Below are 16999 nucleotides of genomic sequence, written 5' to 3' on the forward strand. Positions count from 1 at the left end.
CGAGCGTGGAACGTAGAGGACGCCGCATGGACACGTCAAGACCCTGGTCCATACCAATCAACTCGATGGATCAGCGCAGGAGCACACCCGCCCCCTCCACCGTCGTCTCCGTCGGCAGGGCCACCAGACCCAGTTCCGCCGGCGAGGCGAGCAGGGGATGCGAGGGCAGCACCCGGACCGTGCAGCCGTAGGGGCCCGTACGGTCCAGGACGAGCGAGCCCTCGTACGGCACCCGGCCCTCCAGGTCCGGGCCGCCCGCGGGCTTCAGCGCGCACACCCGGGTGTCGACGAGCGCGTCGTCCGGAGTCACCCGCCCGGCGACCGCCTGCACCTCGACGTCGTCCGGGCGCAGTTCGCCGAGCGCCACCCGCACCCGTACCGCCGTCGTCGCTCCGAGTTCCGCGTCGGCCAGGTCCTCGCCGACCTCGCCGATCTCGATGTGGTCGAGGACGACCTTGGGCCAGGCGCCGCGCACCCGCTCCTTCCACGCGGCCAGGTCCCGGGCGGTGCGGGCCGGGAGGGACCGGTGGGCCAGCGCCGCGGGGGCGTACAGCTTCTCCACGTACTCGCGCACCATCCGGTCGGCGAGCACCTTCGGTCCGAGGTCGCCCAGCGTCCTGCGGACCATCTCGGTCCACCGGGCGGGCACCCCGTCCGCGCCCCGGTCGTAGAAGCGCGGGGCGACACGGCGCTCGATCAGCTCGTAGAGCGCGGCCGCCTCCAGGTCGTCACGGCGCTCCTCGTCATGCGCCGCCGCCCCGTCGGCCGTCGGGATCGCCCAGCCGAAGTCGGGCTCGAACCACTCGTCCCACCAGCCGTCCAGGACCGACAGATTGAGACAGCCGTTCAGGGCGGCCTTCATCCCGCTGGTCCCGCACGCCTCCAGGGGGCGCAGCGGGTTGTTGAGCCAGACGTCGCAGCCCGGGTAGAGCTTGCGGGCCATGGCCATGCCGTAGTCGGGCAGGAAGACGATCCGGTGCCGCACCCGCGGATCGTCGGCGAACCGCACCAGCTCCTGCACGAGCCGCTTGCCGCCGTGGTCGGCCGGGTGCGCCTTGCCCGCGACGACGAGCTGCACCGGCCGCTCCGGGTGCAGGAGCAGGGCACGCAGCCGGTCGGGGTCGCGCAGCATCAGCGTGAGCCGCTTGTACGAGGGGACCCGGCGCGCGAAGCCGATGGTGAGCACGTCGGGGTCGAGGACGGAGTCCGTCCAGCCGAGCTCGGCCGCCGCGGCGCCCCGCTGCCGCCACGAGGCCCGCAGCCGTTCCCGTACCTCGGTCACGAGCTGTCCGCGCAGGGTCCTGCGCAGCTCCCACAGCTCGCGGTCGTCGGCCCCCGCCGGACAGCGGCCGACCTCGGGCGCGGTCCACGTCGGCGCGTGGACACCGTTGGTGATCGAGCCGATCGGCACCTCGTCCGGGTCGAAGCCGGGCCACAGGCCGGCGAACATGTCGCGGCTGACGGACCCGTGGAGGGTGGAGACGCCGTTGGCCCGCTGGGCGAGCCGCAGGCCCATGGCGGCCATGTTGAAGAGCCCGGGCTCGCCGCCGAGCGGGGTCTCGTCGCCGAGGGCGAGGATGCGGCCCACGTCGACACCGGGGAGCTCGCCGTCCTCGCCGAGGTGGCGGGCGACCAGGCCGCGCTCGAAGCGGTCGATGCCGGCGGGGACGGGCGTGTGGGTGGTGAAGACCGTTCCCGCGCGGACGGTCTCCAGGGCCGCGTCGAAGTCGAGCCCCTCGCCCGCCAGCTCGCGGATGCGTTCGAGCCCGAGGAAGCCCGCGTGACCCTCGTTGGTGTGGAACACCTCGGGCTCGGGGGTGCCGGTGAGCCGGCAGTGGATGCGGACCGCGCGGACACCGCCGATGCCGAGGAGCATCTCCTGGAGCAGCCGGTGCTCGCTGCCACCGCCGTACAGCCGGTCGGTGACCTCGCGTTCGGCGGGCGCGTTCTCCTCGACGTCGGAGTCGAGCATGAGCAGCGGCACCCGGCCGACCTGCGCGGTCCAGATGTGCGCGTGCAGACTGCGGCCGCCGGGCAGGGCGATGGTGACCCGGGCGGGTGTGCCGTCGTGCTCCCGGAGCAGTGCGACGGGCAGCTCGCCGGGGTCGAGGACGGGGTAGTGCTCCTGCTGCCAGCCCTCGCGGGAGAGGGACTGCCGGAAGTAGCCGTGCCGGTAGAGCAGACCGACGCCGACGAGCGGGACGCCGAGGTCACTGGCGGCCTTGAGGTGGTCGCCGGCCAGGATGCCGAGGCCGCCGGAGTACTGCGGCAGCGCGGCGGTGACCCCGAACTCGGGGGAGAAGTAGGCGACGGAGGCGGGCAGCCCGCCGTTCTGCTCCTGGTACCAGCGGGGGGCGTGCAGATAGTGGTCGAGGTCCTCGGCCGCGGACCGCAGCCGGGCCAGGAAGTCCTGGTCGGCGGCGAGTACGGCGAGGCGTTCGGCGGACACGGAGCTGAGCAGCCGGACCGGGTCGACGTCCTCGCCGCAGCGGGCCCCCGGCCGGACGGCGCGGTCGGCGTCGGCGCGGGAGTCGGAGCCGGGGTCGAGGGAGTCGAAGAGCTCACGGGTCGGCTCGTGCCAGGACCAGCGCAGGTTTCGCGCCAGTTCCGTGAGGGGTCGAAGGGTGTCGGGGAGGACGGGACGCACGGTGAATCGACGGATTGCCTTCACGCGTTCCACCTTCGCAGGGGAGTACGGAGCGGAGCGGACGCACCACGCTGTGCAGCCGACTGAGCATCCCCCTGACGGTAGGCCACCTCGCCCTCCCGGACCACGGCGCGCGGGGGTCGCGCGCCGTGGCACGGGCGGTGGCACGGTGACGGGGAGCGCGCCGCGCCCGGCGGCGCGGCACGTCAGGGCAGCGCGCCGAGCGACACGGTGTAGGGCGATCCCTCGTTGACGGCGGTCGGTTCGCAGGCGCCGGTGGCCGCGTAGCGGGCGGCGATGGCGGCCAGCTCGGCGGCGGGGATCACCTCGTGGATGTCGGTGAACCCGTGCGGGGCCCGCTGGTGCGCCAGATCGATGACGACCTCGGGTCCGAGCCGCCGGTTGGCGAGCTGGAGTGCGGTGGTGGCGGGCCTGCGGTCGCGCTCGTACGCGGCGAGGGCCTCCGTCGGATCGCGGTGGAGGGCGAGGGCGTGGGCGAGGGCCCGGGCGTCGACGACGGACTGGGTGGCTCCGTTGGAGCCGACCGGGTACATCGCGTGGGCCGCGTCCCCGATCAGGGTGGTGCGGCCGTGGCTCCACCGTTCGAGCGGCTCGCGATCGACCATCGGATACTCGTGGGCGGTTTCGGCGGCCCGCAGCACCTCGGGCACGCTGACGCCGTCGAACTCCCACCCCTCATAGAGGTGCAGGAACGTTTCTACAGGGACCGGACGGTTCCAGTCCCCCCGGAACTCCTCGTCCGCGACGTCGGCGGGCCCGGCGAGCGCCCAGTTCACCACGGCCTCGTTCCCCGACCGGAGCAACGGATAGACCACGGCCTTCCGCCGGTCGTCGCCCGCGATGAACATGAACGAGCCGACGGCACGCGCCGGCATCCGCGAGACGCCGCGCCACACCAGCTGCCCGTTCCAGGGAGGACTGCCCTCACCCGGGTTCAGGGCGGCCCTGACCGCGGAGCGGATGCCGTCCGCGCCGATGAGCACGTCGGGTTCCAGGGAGGCCCTGCCGCGCCGGGCGCCGTCGCGGTGCTCCAACTGGACACGGGGACGGCCGTCGGGCAGCGGTTCCACCCGGGTGACCCGGACTCCGGTGACCAGGGCGGCCGCGCCGAGCCGTTCCCGTACCGCGTCGGCGAGGACCTGCTGGAGGTGGGCGCGGCGGATCGAGAGCTGCGGCCAGCGGTATCCGGCGCCGAGCCCGCGCGGTTCACGGGAGATCAGACCGCCGCAGCGGTGGTAGTAGCGCAGTTCGCGGGTGCGCAGGGCGCCGGCCTCAAGGCGCGGGAGCAGCCCCAGCACGTCCAGCTCACGGACGGCTGGCGGCAGGAGGTTGAGGCCCCCGCCGACGCACCGGTGCTCCCTGGTCGACTCGACGACGGTGACACGGTCGAATCCCGCCGCATGCAGGGCGAGGGCGGTGGTGAGCCCGGCGATGCCGCCGCCGGCGACGACGACGTGCAGGAGCCCGTTGCCGGGCAGATCGCGCCCGCCGTCGGGCAGGAAGGGTTCGTACGGGGTGCCGTGCGTCATCGGGACCTCCCTCAACACGCGGCGTCGCCGGAACGGGCTCCGGACTCCCTGCCGGATCGGCGGCCGGAGCCGTCGGGCCTCGCACGGTCCGCGCGCGCTCCGGTCGCGTGGCGCGCCATGGTCTCGTTGTCGCGGGTCAGGTCGAGGATCGAGCGCAGCAGGGCGATCGGGGCACCGCCGCTCCCCTCCTCGTACAGCCGCAGGTCGTCCGCGTACGCCTTCCGCGCGACGCCCAGATGGCGGGCGCGGAAGGTCTTGAGGATGCGGAGCACCCGGCCCAGGGCCTCCGCGGACGCGGCCAGTTGCGGGGGCAGCCGCTCGACGTTCTCCCAGCTGACGGCCGCGGAGAGCTTGCTGACGGCGGAGACCCCGCCGGCGTGCCGGGCGTGGAAGTCCCGCCAGGACGGCAGGCTGTACGGGAGGGAGTCGGCGAGGAACCCGTCGTACTCCGGGTTCGAGCGGTCGCACTGCCAGAGCGTCAGATCGACCAGCCAGAGCGGGACCTGGGCGGCGGCGGGACCGAGGTAGTCGCGTCCCGCGACGTCGATCTCCTCGAAGTAGGGGCGCAGGGTGAGCGCGAAGAACTCCGGGCTGACGTGGGCGACCGTGTGGTCGATGGAGTCGACCATCGTCTGCAGGTGCTGAGCCACGCGGTCGAGGGCTCCGGCGAAGCCGGGGTCGTACGGTTCGAGCCTGGCGAGCCGGGAGCAGGTGTCGAGGGCGGCCACGAGTCCGGGGAAGACCATCCGGACGGCTTCCTGGAGGTGGGCCTCCATGGGGTGGCCGGTGTACGTCCGCCTTCGGGCCCCTGACGGGTTCCAGGTCGTGTAGTGGTGCACGGTGTCGCGGGGCACCATGTCGGTGCGGCGGCCGAGGAGTTCGAGGACGGGCAGGACCTCGGGGACGGCGGCCACGGGCTGGATGCCGTGGCGCTTGAGCGAGCCGAGCAGCATGCCGAGGTCGCGCATCGCGGCGAGCGCGTCGATCACGCTCCACTCGGCGGCCAGGTCGGGGTCGGGGACGAGGGTGCGCAGGGCGACCGTGAGCGCGGGCCCGTCGGCGTCGCCGTTCATCGCGGGTAACGCGGCGAGGACCGCGTCGGCGCCGAGCGGGTCGGCTGCGCGTATGTCGGCGAGGCGGTAGCGCGGGTCGCCGCGTTCTTCGAGTCGGGGCGCGACAAGGTCGTACAGGGCCAACGGAATGCCCCTTCCGGTCGGGGCTCGTTCGCCTCGGGGGCGCGCGTCGAACGGGCGCACTCCCCTTCGGCTCACTCGCCGAGGTCTACGTGGTCACCGTGGTTCGGCCACTCGCCCGCGGCGTGGCGGCGCCGGGGTGGGCATGGGCAGGCGCAAGCGTACGGAGATCAACGTGGCCACGGCGGCGAATGCCCCTCCGACGAGCAGAGCGGCCCGGAAGCCGTCGGTCTGGGCGGCCGCGGTGGCTGATTCGGTACGGGTGGTGGCGACGGCCACGAGGAGCGCGAGACCGAGGACCGAGCCGAACTGCTGGCTCGTGTTGACCAGCCCGGAGGCCAGTCCGGTCTCTTCGGGCGCGGCCTCGGCCGTCGCGGCGACGTTCGTGGTGACCACGACGAGCGGCAGGGCCGCGCCCAGGAGGAGGCTGGGGGCGAGGACGGTGGTGAGGAAGCCGTCGTCGGGGGTGAGCGAGAGGGCCAGCCAGACGGTGCCGGCACACAGCAGCGCGAAGCCGAGGGTCATGGTCCGGGTCAGTCCGAGCCGGAAGATGAGCCGGCCGGTCTGCGGGGCGACGGCGACGACCACGAGGGAGAGGGGCAGCAGGCCGAGGCCGCCGCCGAGGGGCGAGTACCCGAGGACGCTCTGCAGATGGACGCTGACGAGGAAGAACATCGGGAAGAGCGTCATCTGGGCGAGGGCGCTGAGGACGTTGGCGCGCAGGAGGGCGGGGCGCGCGAGGACGGTCGGGGGCACGAGAGGCCGGGCGGACCGTGTCTCGACGGCGGCGAAGGCGGCGAGCAGGGCGAGTCCGCCGGCGCCCGCGCCCAGGGTCGGCGCGGACAGCGGGCCGTTCTCGGCGGCGCCGACGAGCGCGTAGGCGACGAGCCCGAGACCGCCGGTGCCGGTGAGGGCCCCCGCGAGGTCGAAGCGGCCGCCTCCCGGGGCGCCGCGGGCCCCTTCGAGCATGCGGAGGGCGAGGGCGCCCAGGAGCGCGGCGGCGAGGACGTTGAGCCACATCGTGGACCGCCATCCCAGGAGGTCGGTGAGGACTCCTCCGAGTACGGTCCCGAGCACCCCGCCGAGGCCGCCCATCGCGGCGAAGGCGCCGAGCGCCTTGTGGCGGGCGGGCCCGTCGGGGAAGAGGACGAGCAGCAGGGCGAACGCGGCGGCCGCGGCGAGCGCGGCGCCGGCGCCCTGCGCGGCGCGGGCGGCGACCAGGACGCCCGTGCCCGGCGCGAGGGCGCCGACGGCGGAGGCGGCCGCCAGCAGCCCGAGCCCGGCGAGGAGCACCCGCCGGTGCCCGAGCAGATCGGCGACCCGCCCGCCGAGCAGCAGCAGCCCTCCGAAGGTGATCAGATACGCGTTCGCCACCCAGGAGAGCCCGGCGGCCCCGGCGCCGAGGTCGGCGCCGATGGAGGGCAGGGCGACGTTGACGACGGCGGTGTCGAGGATGAGCAGCAGCTGGGTGGCGGCGAGCAGCGCGAGAGCACCGCGCGATCCACGGGTCTTCGCCGTCGGGGCCGGTGCGGCGCCGGGCGCCCCGCCCGTCGGGCCCCCTGTCATCGGACGGTCCCGAGGTCGTACCCGTCCAGACATGCCTGGGCGAGGCCCTCGCAGTGGTCGGCCGCGCCCGCCCAGGTCTGCATCGTCAGGTAGACGTGCGGGGCGCCGTGGTAGAAGCGCTCGTACTGCTCGTGCCGTCCTGCGAACTCCGAACCGAGCGCGTCCCAGGCGAGCTTGAGGAGTTTGATGCGGTCCTCGGCGGGGTGCCCGGGGCTGCGGAAGTACCGCTGGACGAGTCCGCCGAGCTCGGGGTGGAGCAGGTCGCGGCCGCTCGCCGGGGTCTGGACGAGCGCACCGCCCGCGAGCAGCTTGATGTCCTGGACGGCCCGGGGGTACAGCTCGCCGGCCATGATGCGCTGCGCGAAGGAGATGTCCCGCCCGGGCCGCACCCCGCCCCGCCCGCCGTCCACCTCCTCGTACGACGCCTCGGCGGCGAGCACGAAGGACTTGGCCTGCGCGACCATCCCGAGGAGCCGTCCGATCGCCTGGGTGACGGCCGGCAGCGTGTCGGTGCCGTTCGACCGGGCGATCAGGATCGCGAGTCCGGTGAGGAACTCCAGCTTGGTCCAGAAGCGGGTGGCGGACTGGTGCACGAGGTTCAGATAGGCGGGGGTGTCCCACCAGATCGCGGAGGTGGCCGCGGGATCGCGGTAGGTCAGCACCCGCTCCCAGGGCACGAAGACGTCGTCGCAGACGAGCAGCGCGTCGTTCTCGTCGTAGCGGGAGGAGAGCGGCTGGTCGAAGACCGACCGGGCCTGCCCCTCGTACGAGACCCGCGATATGAGCGTGAGCCCGGGCGTGTCCGCCCGTAAGGAGAAGGTCAGCGCCCGGTCGAGGTCGTCGGCGGCGAGCGGCTCGATGGTCCCGACCAGGATCTCGTCGGCGAAGACGGCGCCGGTGCCGATGGTCTTGGCGCCGCGGACGACGATCCCGTCGGCCCGGTCCTCGACGACCCGGACGCCCTCTCCCGCCGGGTTCGTGAGCGTGAACGCGCAGTGCAGCCCGCCCTCGGCGAGCCGCCGGTGGAACGCGAGCGCGTTCTCGGCCCCGCCGAAGCACTCGGTGTCGAACACCTCGGGCGCGGCGGCGAACCCGGCGGCGCCGGAGGCCATGTAGTCGGGGGTGCGCCCGAGGAAGCCGTAACTCGCCTCGGCCCACACCTTGTACGCCCCCCTGCGCGCCACCAGATCCTCGTACGACCGGGGCACGGCGCAGGCGCGATGCACCCCGCCCTGGACGAGCGCGGGGGCGTGCGGCGAGTCGTGGGCGAGGTCGAAGAGCCGGGCGAAGGAGGCGGCGGTGGCCCGGAAGGCGGGATGCGTGGTGACGTCCTTGACCCGCTCCCCGTCGAGCCAGACCTCCCGCCCGTCGCGCAGTGCCTCCAGATACTCCTGCCCGGACCTCGTCACGTCAGCATCGCCTCTCCTCGCGAACCACGACAGCACCCGCGGGGCGGGCACGGCCCCGAGCTTTCATCGCGAGCCGGTGCGAGGCAATGAACGTCCGTCCAGCGCTCCTTAAGAACCGTCCAGCCGCCTCGGGTTCACGAGGGGTTCGCGGTCGTAGGAGGCGCGCTAACCGGTGGGGCTGCCGCCCTCGGGCGACTTCGCGACGAACGACCCCAGGCCGGGCTCGGTGTAGATCAGCCCCTCCTCGCGGAGCGCACGGTGCACTTTCTGGCCGGTCGCGCCGGCGATGCCGAACTCCTCCTGGAGCTGGATCACCGAGGGAATGCGCGTCCCGGCTGCGTAGGTGCCATCGGCGATGCGCTTCCGGAGGACGGCGGCAACCTGGCGCCATCGGGGCTGGTCGGGGGCAAATTCCATCACGATCGCCACGCTAAGCAAGCCATCGCACATCAGGCGAGATGGGCCACACCTAGCACGCTATAGCGTGCTAGGTGTACGCTCCGGAGCACCAAGGACCCCGGCGAGGTGGCTAGACCTCCCGGGGCATGGCCAACGCTTCGAAGGAGCGTCGACATGTCAGACCTTATCCGCGCCCTCGCCCTCTGGGTGAGGCTGCTGCTCGCGCCGACCCCGAGCAACCGACACCAACCACACACGGCCGCCTTCCGCCCCGCGACCCAACCCCCGGAGCCGGCGCGACCTTCCACCCCGCGCTCCCCGTACGGGCTCGACGAGCCGCTGGACGCCGACGAGACGGCCATGGTCCGGCCGTACCTCCTCGCGCACGAACGGCGGGCGCACCAACTCCAGCGGCGGCTCGCCCTGGTACTGGCGGCGGATTTCGGCATCGACCTGGACACACGGGACGTGCACGGGCTGGGGGTGGCCTGATGGAGGGCACATGCGAGGTGTGCGGTACGGCGGCACCAGACCCACTGATCAAGGAAACGACGCCCGGCGAGGTCCACCGTCAGATCTGCCACTCGTGTGCAACGGCCACCCCACCACCCGGCCCCCGCAAGCCGGTCCGCATGTGCGTCCGCTGCGCCCGGATCACCACGACCCCGATCACCGTCTCGGAGGTCCACCAGGCCTCCGGCCCGGGCTTCAACGTCTACGCCTGCCCCGACTGCGCCCCACACTTCCCTCCGCTGCCGGACGCACTCGACCTGCTCGCGACCGGCTGGCGCAGACGGGAGGGAGACGAGCGGTGATCACCGACAGTAGCCGCCGCCCCAGAGGCATCCACCGGCGAGCCCCCGCCCGGCAGTTACGGGAAGCACAGCAGCACAAACACCTCGCCGAACCCTGAGCCCGCCGCCGCCGCCTGGCCATGAACCGCCAAACCAGGCGGCCGGTACGGCGGGAAGCGACCTCTTAGGGACAGGCGCGTTTCATGACGGCGCTGGCGCGCCCGCACCGCGCTTCGCCCCACCGATCGAAGAATCGGCGGGGCGAAGCGTTTGAAACTGGGAGGCATTCGACGTCATCCCGTCGGCCGGAAGTGACGTCAGTCGTCGTCCGCCTCCAGTTCGTGGATCTCGGGCCATTCCGGCATCCAGTCCGTCTCGATGTCCCCACGGAGGGTGCCCACGAGCCATTCCTCAAGGGGAAGGCTCGTCTCGTGCCAGTCACCCCAGTTGCGTCGGAACGCGGAGACCGTCCAAGGCTCCCCCGGGCCGTGGGGCACGAGGAAGAGTCGGTCGCCGTCGATCGTGTGGCCCCAATGGAGCATCCCCGCCGCTTCCGGCAGGACGGGATCGACGATCAGCCGCGATTCACCGCGCTTCACGTAGCCACTCATCCACTCTCCCTTCTCCTCCAGGGAGAGCGGGCCGAAGAGGTAGAGGAAGCCGTCGACCATCACGTCCCCGTAGGACGACAGCACGCGGTGAACTTCCGCGGGCAGGTCGACTCCCCAGCCCTGCTCGACGCCCGCCAGGGTGCGCTCGGGCCAGGGAGAGCGCCCCAGGATCCGGGACAGATCGTCAGAAGACGAAGACATCCGCATACCTTTCCGTTCCCAACATCTGTATGTGGCCGCGGCCGTGTTGTCGAACTCGCTTCGCACATCGACCGTTCCCATGGAGAAGAACTGCACCTTGGTCGGCATCGCCGAGGAAGGGTCGCCGTATACAGGGATGACCTACACAAAGGCGACAGCAAAAGACACAGGCCGCACGAAACGCACTGAGCCCCTCAGAGCACGATCAAAAGAGGCGCAGTACATCCGCGCATGGAGTCCGCGAGCAAGAGGCCCCTGCGTCCGCCTCAGTCCCGCATTCTCACGAACGACTTTCCGCCGAACCGAAGCCGAGCCCGTGCGGCGGCAGCCCGCCCACCCTCACGCCGCCCTCTCCGCCCCCGTCCGGTACTCCCCCGGTGTCACCCCGAACCACTTGCGGAACGCCAGGTGGAAGCCGACCGCGCTCTGGTAGCCCACCCGTGCCGGGACCGCCGACTGGGGGATCGAGGTCTCCGTCAGGAGGCGGGCCGCCTCCTGCATGCGGCGGCTCGTCAGGTGGCGGGCCGGGGACTCGCCGACGAGGGCGCGGAAGGCCGCCGTGAACGCGGAGCGGGACATGCCGACCTCGCGGGCCAGGGAGTCGATCGTCCACGCCTCGGCGAAGCGGGTGGCGATCACCACCAGGGCGCGGCTGATCCCCGGATGCCGCAGCATCGGGAGCGACGTCGGGTTGTCGGCGAGTTCGCGCAGCAGCGGGCGCAGGGCGAGGACCAGGGCCATCTCGAAGGCGCGCAGGGTGATCAGCCGGTCCCCTGGGCCCACGGGCCGGTCGGGTGAGGCCAGGAGGCTGAGCGTGTCGCGGAGCAGCGGTTCGCGGTCGACCTGGGCACCGTCGAGGACGAGCGCCCAGGGCAGTGAGGTGTAGAGGCCGGTCGCGGCGCTGATGTCGTAGTGCAGTCCTGCGCAGAGCAGCCGGCTCTGCGGCCCCGGGCCGTCGATGACGATCTCGCCCGACGTGCCGGGCCGCCGCTCGGGCAGGACGGCCTTGAGCGGGACCCCCTGGCGGTCCGGCCGGTCGGCGAGCCGGTGGGCGGTGCCGGTCGGGAAGACGATCAGGTCGCCGGCGCTCAGCTGCAGCGGCGTCCGGTCCTCGGCGGTGATCCAGCACCCGCCCTCGACGATGTAGTGCAGCACGGCGCAGCTCTGTTCGGCGTCCCCCTCGATGGCCCAGGGCGCGCGGACGTGCCAGCGGCTGTCGAAGACGCCGGTGAGACGCAGCGGTTGGAGCAGCTCGCTCAGGAGGTCGTCGTGCTCGCCCCCGTGCCGGTCGTCACGGTCGGTTCCCACCATGTCCATGGACGATCCTTCAACTTCCGCCCCGGTTTGTTAATTGAACGGACGAAGCAGCCGCCGCCAGCCTGAGAGAGCCGTCACGGCAACAGCGACAGCCTATCGAAGGGCCTCAACCACACATGTCCAGAGAGATACCGATGCGCGTAGCGGTCGTGGGAGCGACCGGCTTCCAGGGCGGCGCGATGGCGCGTCTGCTCGCCGAGCGGCACCACCGGGTGCGGACGCTCACCCGCCGCCCCGCGGGCGACCGCCCGCCGCTGCCCGACGCCACGTTCGTGGCGGGCGACCTGGCGCGCCCTGAGGACGTGCGGCGGCTCTTCGAGGGAACGACCCATGCCGCGGTGACGTTACCGCTGGTGTACGAGCCGGAGCGGGTACGGCTGTACGCCCGCAACATCGCCCTCGCGGCCCTGGACGCCGGTGTCGCGCGGTTGGTCCTCAACGCCAACACCCGTGTTCCGCAGCGCCCGACGGCGGTGCCCGCCTTCGAGACCCGGCGGATCGCCGAGGAGGTGCTGCGCGACAGCGGCGTCCCGCTGGTCGTCGTACGGCCTCCGGTCTATCTGGACAACCTCTTCTCCCCGTGGAACGGCCCGGCCCTCGTCGACGAGGGCGTCCTCGCCTATCCGCTGCCCCCGTCCACGCCGACGGCGTGGATCTCGCACCGGGATCTGGCGGAGGCCGTGTACGCGGCGCTGACCGTGGACGGCCTCGACGGCCGCACCTTCGACATCGGCGGTACGCACTCGCTGACCGGCCCGGAGCTCGCGGACGCGTTCGGCCGGGGGCTGGGCCGGAGGGTGCGGTACGTCCAGCTGCCGCCGGCGGTGTTCCAGCGCGGCCTGGCCCAGCTGCTCGGCCCGGACACGGCGTCCGGGGTCGCCGGGATCTACCACTACATGGCGACGGGGGCCGACCCGCTGCTCCTCGCGGCCGACCAGGGGGTCGCGGCCGGGGTCCTCGGTGTGCGGGCGGCACCGGTGGACGAGTGGGTGACCCGGCAGCCGTGGCAGGTGTGGGCCGGCGACACGGAGGAGCAGTCGCCGTCGGCCCAGGGCTGATCGCGACCGCCGGACGGCCCGAGCCCCCGCCCTCGGCCGTACTCGGACTCCGTCCCCGATCAACGCAGCGAACCGACAGGCCCCATCCGCACGCCCGTTCGTGAACCGGCCCCGTCCCACAAGGACGGGGCCGGAATCTTGTGCGTGCCGTGTGCTTGTCCGTACGGCTACGTCCTAGTAGTTAACAAAGCGCCGGATTGGCCACCGGAAGTCGGTGGAAGGCTTGCCCGGTACACCCCCGTAGACCCGCCATCCGAGTGAACGCGCACAGGAGCGGCCATGCCCGCAACCCGCCAGCCGTCGACGGAGCTACAAAGAGCGCACCACCACCCGCACCCCCGTAAACCCTCAGGTGATGCTGTGAATCCGCTCATGGGACGTATTCCCGTACTGGACGTCCACCCGCTGGTCGACTGCGGTCGCCGCCCCGCGAAGGCGGTGGCCGGTGAGACCTTCGAGGTGACGGCCACCGTCTTCCGCGAGGGCCACGACGCCGTCGCCGCCAATGTCGTGCTGCGTCGCCCGTCAGGACGGCCCGGCCCCTGGATCCCGATGCGTGAACTGGCCCCCGGCACCGACCGGTGGGGCGCCGAGGTCACGCCGGACGTCGAGGGCCGGTGGACGTACACGGTCGAGGCGTGGAGCGACCCCCTCGCCACCTGGCGGCATGCCGCCAGGATCAAGATCCCGGCGGGGATCGACTCCGAACTCGTCCTCGCCGAGGGCGCCGAGCTCCACGAGCGGGCCGCGAAGGGCGTCCCGAAGAAGGGCGGCGGCCGGGAGGCCGTGCTGGCGGCCGCGGACGCGCTGCGCGACGAGAGCCGGTCCGCCGCCGCGCGGCTCGCGGCGGCGCTCGCCCCGCAGGTGACGGGGGTCCTGGACCGGCACCCGCTGCGCGAACTGGTCAGCTCCTCGCCCGCGTTGCCGCTCCAGGTGGAGCGCGAGCGCGCGCTGTTCGGCTCCTGGTACGAGTTCTTCCCGCGCTCGGAGGGCGTGAAGAAGGTCCGCGGCAGGACGGTCCCGGGGAATTTCCGTACCGCGGCGGAGCGACTTCCGGCCATTGCCGCGATGGGGTTCGACGTCGTCTATCTGCCGCCCATCCACCCCATCGGCACCACCCATCGCAAGGGCCCCAACAACGCGCTCTCGGCGAGTCCGAACGACGTCGGTGTCCCGTGGGCGATCGGCTCCCCGGAGGGCGGTCACGACGCGGTCCATCCGGACCTGGGCACGATCGAGGACTTCGACGCCTTCGTGGCGCGCGCGCGTGAGCTGCGCCTGGAGATCGCCCTGGACTTCGCCCTCCAGTGTTCCCCCGACCACCCGTGGGTGGAGAAGCACCCGGAGTGGTTCCACCACCGCCCGGACGGCTCGATCGCGTACGCGGAGAACCCGCCGAAGAAGTACCAGGACATCTATCCGATCGCCTTCGACCGGGACATGGACGGCATCGTCGCCGAGACGGTGCGGGTCCTGCGGCACTGGATGGACCACGGGGTACGGATCTTCCGCGTCGACAACCCGCACACCAAGCCGGTGGTCTTCTGGGAGCGGGTCATCGGCGAGATCAACCGGGCCGACCCGGACGTGATCTTCCTGGCGGAGGCGTTCACCCGGCCGGCGATGATGCGCACCCTGGGCGCGATCGGCTTCCAGCAGTCGTACACGTACTTCACCTGGCGCAACACCAAGGCGGAGCTGACGGAGTACCTCACGGAGCTCTCGGGTGACGTGGCGGCGCAGATGCGGCCGAACCTCTTCGTCAACACCCCGGACATCCTGCACGCCTACCTCCAGCAGGGCGGCCGGCCGGCCTTCGAGGTGCGGGCGGTGCTCGCCGCCACCCTCTCGCCCACCTGGGGCGTGTACGCCGGCTACGAGCTCTGCGAGGGCACCGCGCTCCGGGACGGCAGTGAGGAGTACCTCGACTCGGAGAAATACCAACTCCGGCCCCGTGACTGGGAGTCGGCCGAGCGCTCGGGCGCCTCGATCGCCCCGCTCATCACCACGCTCAACCGTGTCAGGCGTCGCCATCCCGCCCTGCGGCAGCTTCGGAACCTGACGTTCCACGCGACGGACAACGACGCGGTGATCGCGTACAGCAAGCGATCGGGCTCGAACACCGTTCTGGTGGTCGCCAACCTCGATCCTCACCACACCCAGGAGGCCACGGTCTCGTTGAACATGCCGGAACTCGGCCTCGACTGGCCCGAGACCGTTCCGGTGCGCGACGAGCTCACCGGAGAGACCTATCACTGGGGCAGGGCCAACTATGTGCGCCTCGAGCCGGGCATCACGCCCGCGCACGTCCTCACCCTGCGACCGTCCCCGCAGACCGGAGGGTCACCCACATCATGACTGTCAACGAACCCGTCCCCGACACCTTCGAGGACACGCCCGCCAAGGACCGTGACCCGGACTGGTTCAAGCGGGCCGTGTTCTACGAAGTGCTCGTCAGGTCCTTCCAGGACAGCAACGGGGACGGCGTAGGCGATCTCAAGGGCATCACGTCCAAGCTGGACTATCTGCAGTGGCTGGGCGTCGACTGCCTCTGGCTGCCGCCGTTCTTCAAGTCCCCGCTGCGGGACGGCGGCTACGACGTCGCGGACTACACGTCCGTGCTGCCGGAGTTCGGCGATCTCGCCGACTTCGTGGAGTTCGTGGACGCGGCGCACCAGCGCGGGATGCGTGTGATCATCGACTTCGTCATGAACCACACGAGCGACCAGCATCCGTGGTTCCAGGAGTCGCGCGCCAACCCCGACGGGCCGTACGGCGACTACTACGTCTGGGCCGACGACGACAAGCAGTTCCCGGACGCCCGGATCATCTTCGTCGACACGGAGACGTCGAACTGGACCTTCGACCCGGTGCGCAAGCAGTACTACTGGCACCGGTTCTTCTCGCACCAGCCGGACCTCAACTACGAGAACCCGGCGGTGCAGGAGGAGATCCTCTCGGCCCTGAAGTTCTGGCTGGACCTCGGCATCGACGGCTTCCGGCTGGACGCCGTGCCCTACCTGTACCAGCAGGAGGGGACCAACTGCGAGAACCTCCCCGCCACCCACACCTTCCTCAAGCAGGTCCGCAAGGAGATCGACGACCACTACCCCGACACGGTGCTGCTCGCCGAGGCGAACCAGTGGCCCGAGGACGTGGTCGACTACTTCGGGGACTTCGCCTCGGGCGGCGACGAGTGCCACATGGCGTTCCACTTCCCGGTGATGCCGCGGATCTTCATGGCGGTGCGGCGGGAGTCGCGCCACCCGGTCTCCGAGATCCTGGCCAAGACCCCGGCGATCCCGGCCCACTGCCAGTGGGGCATCTTCCTGCGCAACCACGACGAGCTGACGCTCGAGATGGTCACGGACGAAGAGCGCGACTACATGTACGCGGAGTACGCCAAGGATCCCCGGATGCGGGCCAACATCGGCATCCGACGGCGGCTGGCCCCGCTGCTCGACAACGACCGCAAGCAGATGGAGCTGTTCACCGCGCTGCTCTTCTCGCTGCCCGGCTCGCCGGTGCTGTACTACGGCGACGAGATCGGGATGGGCGACAACATCTGGCTGGGCGACCGGGACGGGGTGCGGACCCCGATGCAGTGGACGCCCGACCGGAACGCGGGCTTCTCGTCCTGCGACCCGGGCCGGCTCACCCTGCCGGCCATCATGGACCCGGTCCACGGCTACCAGGTCACCAATGTCGAGTCGGGCATGAGCTCGCCGTCCTCGCTGCTCCACTGGACGAAGCGGATGATCGAGATCCGTAAGCAGAACCGGGCCTTCGGGCTCGGCTCGTACACGGAGCTGCCGTCGTCCAATCCGGCGGTGCTCGCCTTCCTCCGGGAGGACGGCGACGATCTGGTGCTCTGCGTGAACAACTTCTCGCGGTTCGCGCAGCCGACGGAGCTGGACCTCAGGCAGTTCGACGGGATGAGCCCGGTGGAGCTGATCGGTCAGGTGCGCTTCCCGGCCATCGGCCAGTGGCCGTACCTGCTCACCCTGGCGGGTCACGGCTTCTACTGGTTCCGGCTGAAGGCCCCGGCGGCCGGCGGCCGACCGGCGAGCCGACCGACGGACTGACGGATCGACGGACCGACGACGCGCCGCCCGACGGCTCGTCCGACGGCTCGTCGAACCGCTCTTCCGACGGCTCGTCCGAAGAACTGACCGAAGAACGGCCAACTGCCCGGGGTGGAGCGGGTTTCCCCCGCGCCACCCTGGGCACTGTGTCCCACACACGGTCGATTCA

Annotated in this window: 13 protein-coding genes; 5 read left to right on the top strand and 8 right to left on the bottom strand. The window is 71.8% G+C overall.

Going from position 1 to position 16999, the window contains the following annotated elements; translation table 11 throughout:
- Positions 1–70: 70 nt before the first annotated feature.
- The 6 genes from glgP to AB0D99_RS08220 form a co-directional block, all read right to left on the bottom strand.
- Positions 71–2671 carry an alpha-glucan family phosphorylase gene (gene glgP, locus AB0D99_RS08195; RefSeq protein ID WP_362358192.1) on the bottom strand — a complete coding sequence of 867 codons (2601 nt, stop codon included), beginning with the start codon at positions 2669–2671 and terminating at the stop codon, positions 71–73.
- Between the two features lie 182 nt (positions 2672–2853).
- Entirely contained in the window at positions 2854–4197 is a 1344-nt protein-coding gene (locus AB0D99_RS08200; protein ID WP_362358193.1) for an FAD-dependent monooxygenase, read from the bottom strand.
- A gap of 11 nt (positions 4198–4208) precedes the next feature.
- A complete protein-coding gene (locus AB0D99_RS08205; protein WP_362358194.1) occupies positions 4209–5393 on the bottom strand; it encodes a monodechloroaminopyrrolnitrin synthase PrnB family protein in 1185 nt (394 codons plus the stop codon).
- Between the two features lie 93 nt (positions 5394–5486).
- The gene (locus tag AB0D99_RS08210; RefSeq protein ID WP_362358195.1) at positions 5487–6956 is read right to left on the bottom strand and encodes an MFS transporter; all 1470 of its coding nucleotides are present in this window, start codon (positions 6954–6956) and stop codon (positions 5487–5489) included.
- Positions 6953–8365 (bottom strand): 4-hydroxyphenylacetate 3-hydroxylase N-terminal domain-containing protein, encoded by a 1413-nt coding sequence (locus tag AB0D99_RS08215; RefSeq protein ID WP_362358196.1) that lies wholly within the window; start codon positions 8363–8365, stop codon positions 6953–6955. Before AB0D99_RS08215 ends, AB0D99_RS08210 begins: the two co-directional genes overlap by 4 nt.
- 165 nt (positions 8366–8530) lie before the next feature.
- Entirely contained in the window at positions 8531–8794 is a 264-nt protein-coding gene (locus AB0D99_RS08220) for a winged helix-turn-helix domain-containing protein (protein ID WP_362358197.1), read from the bottom strand.
- 144 nt (positions 8795–8938) lie between these two features.
- Here AB0D99_RS08220 and AB0D99_RS08225 point away from each other — a divergent pair, with 144 nt between their 5' ends.
- Positions 8939–9256 (top strand): hypothetical protein, encoded by a 318-nt coding sequence (locus AB0D99_RS08225; RefSeq protein WP_362358198.1) that lies wholly within the window; start codon positions 8939–8941, stop codon positions 9254–9256.
- Positions 9257–9396: 140 nt separating this feature from the next.
- The gene (locus AB0D99_RS08230; protein WP_362358199.1) at positions 9397–9579 is read left to right on the top strand and encodes a hypothetical protein; all 183 of its coding nucleotides are present in this window, start codon (positions 9397–9399) and stop codon (positions 9577–9579) included.
- A gap of 296 nt (positions 9580–9875) precedes the next feature.
- On the opposite strand, the gene AB0D99_RS08235 is transcribed toward AB0D99_RS08230, so the two are convergent.
- Together AB0D99_RS08235 and AB0D99_RS08240 are read right to left on the bottom strand one after the other, a co-directional pair.
- The gene (locus AB0D99_RS08235) at positions 9876–10370 is read right to left on the bottom strand and encodes a hypothetical protein (RefSeq protein ID WP_362358200.1); all 495 of its coding nucleotides are present in this window, start codon (positions 10368–10370) and stop codon (positions 9876–9878) included.
- Positions 10371–10709: 339 nt separating this feature from the next.
- Positions 10710–11687: an AraC family transcriptional regulator gene (locus AB0D99_RS08240; RefSeq protein ID WP_362358201.1), complete on the bottom strand. Its 978-nt coding sequence runs from the start codon at positions 11685–11687 to the stop codon at positions 10710–10712.
- A gap of 134 nt (positions 11688–11821) precedes the next feature.
- Between AB0D99_RS08240 and AB0D99_RS08245 the strand changes: the two genes are divergently transcribed.
- The 3 genes from AB0D99_RS08245 (at position 11822) to treS (ending at position 16830) form a co-directional block, all read left to right on the top strand.
- Positions 11822–12745: an NmrA family NAD(P)-binding protein gene (locus AB0D99_RS08245; RefSeq protein WP_362358202.1), complete on the top strand. Its 924-nt coding sequence runs from the start codon at positions 11822–11824 to the stop codon at positions 12743–12745.
- 372 nt (positions 12746–13117) lie between these two features.
- Positions 13118–15103 carry an alpha-1,4-glucan--maltose-1-phosphate maltosyltransferase gene (locus AB0D99_RS08250; protein ID WP_362358203.1) on the top strand — a complete coding sequence of 662 codons (1986 nt, stop codon included), beginning with the start codon at positions 13118–13120 and terminating at the stop codon, positions 15101–15103.
- On the top strand, positions 15100–16830 hold the full coding sequence (gene treS, locus AB0D99_RS08255; RefSeq protein ID WP_362358204.1) for a maltose alpha-D-glucosyltransferase: 1731 nt from the start codon (positions 15100–15102) through the stop codon (positions 16828–16830). The genes AB0D99_RS08250 and treS overlap by 4 nt, the downstream gene beginning before the upstream one ends.
- Positions 16831–16999: the final 169 nt, after the last annotated feature.

It is taken from the genome of Streptomyces sp. NPDC047971, assembly GCF_040653355.1.
In the GTDB taxonomy this organism is placed as follows: domain Bacteria; phylum Actinomycetota; class Actinomycetes; order Streptomycetales; family Streptomycetaceae; genus Streptomyces.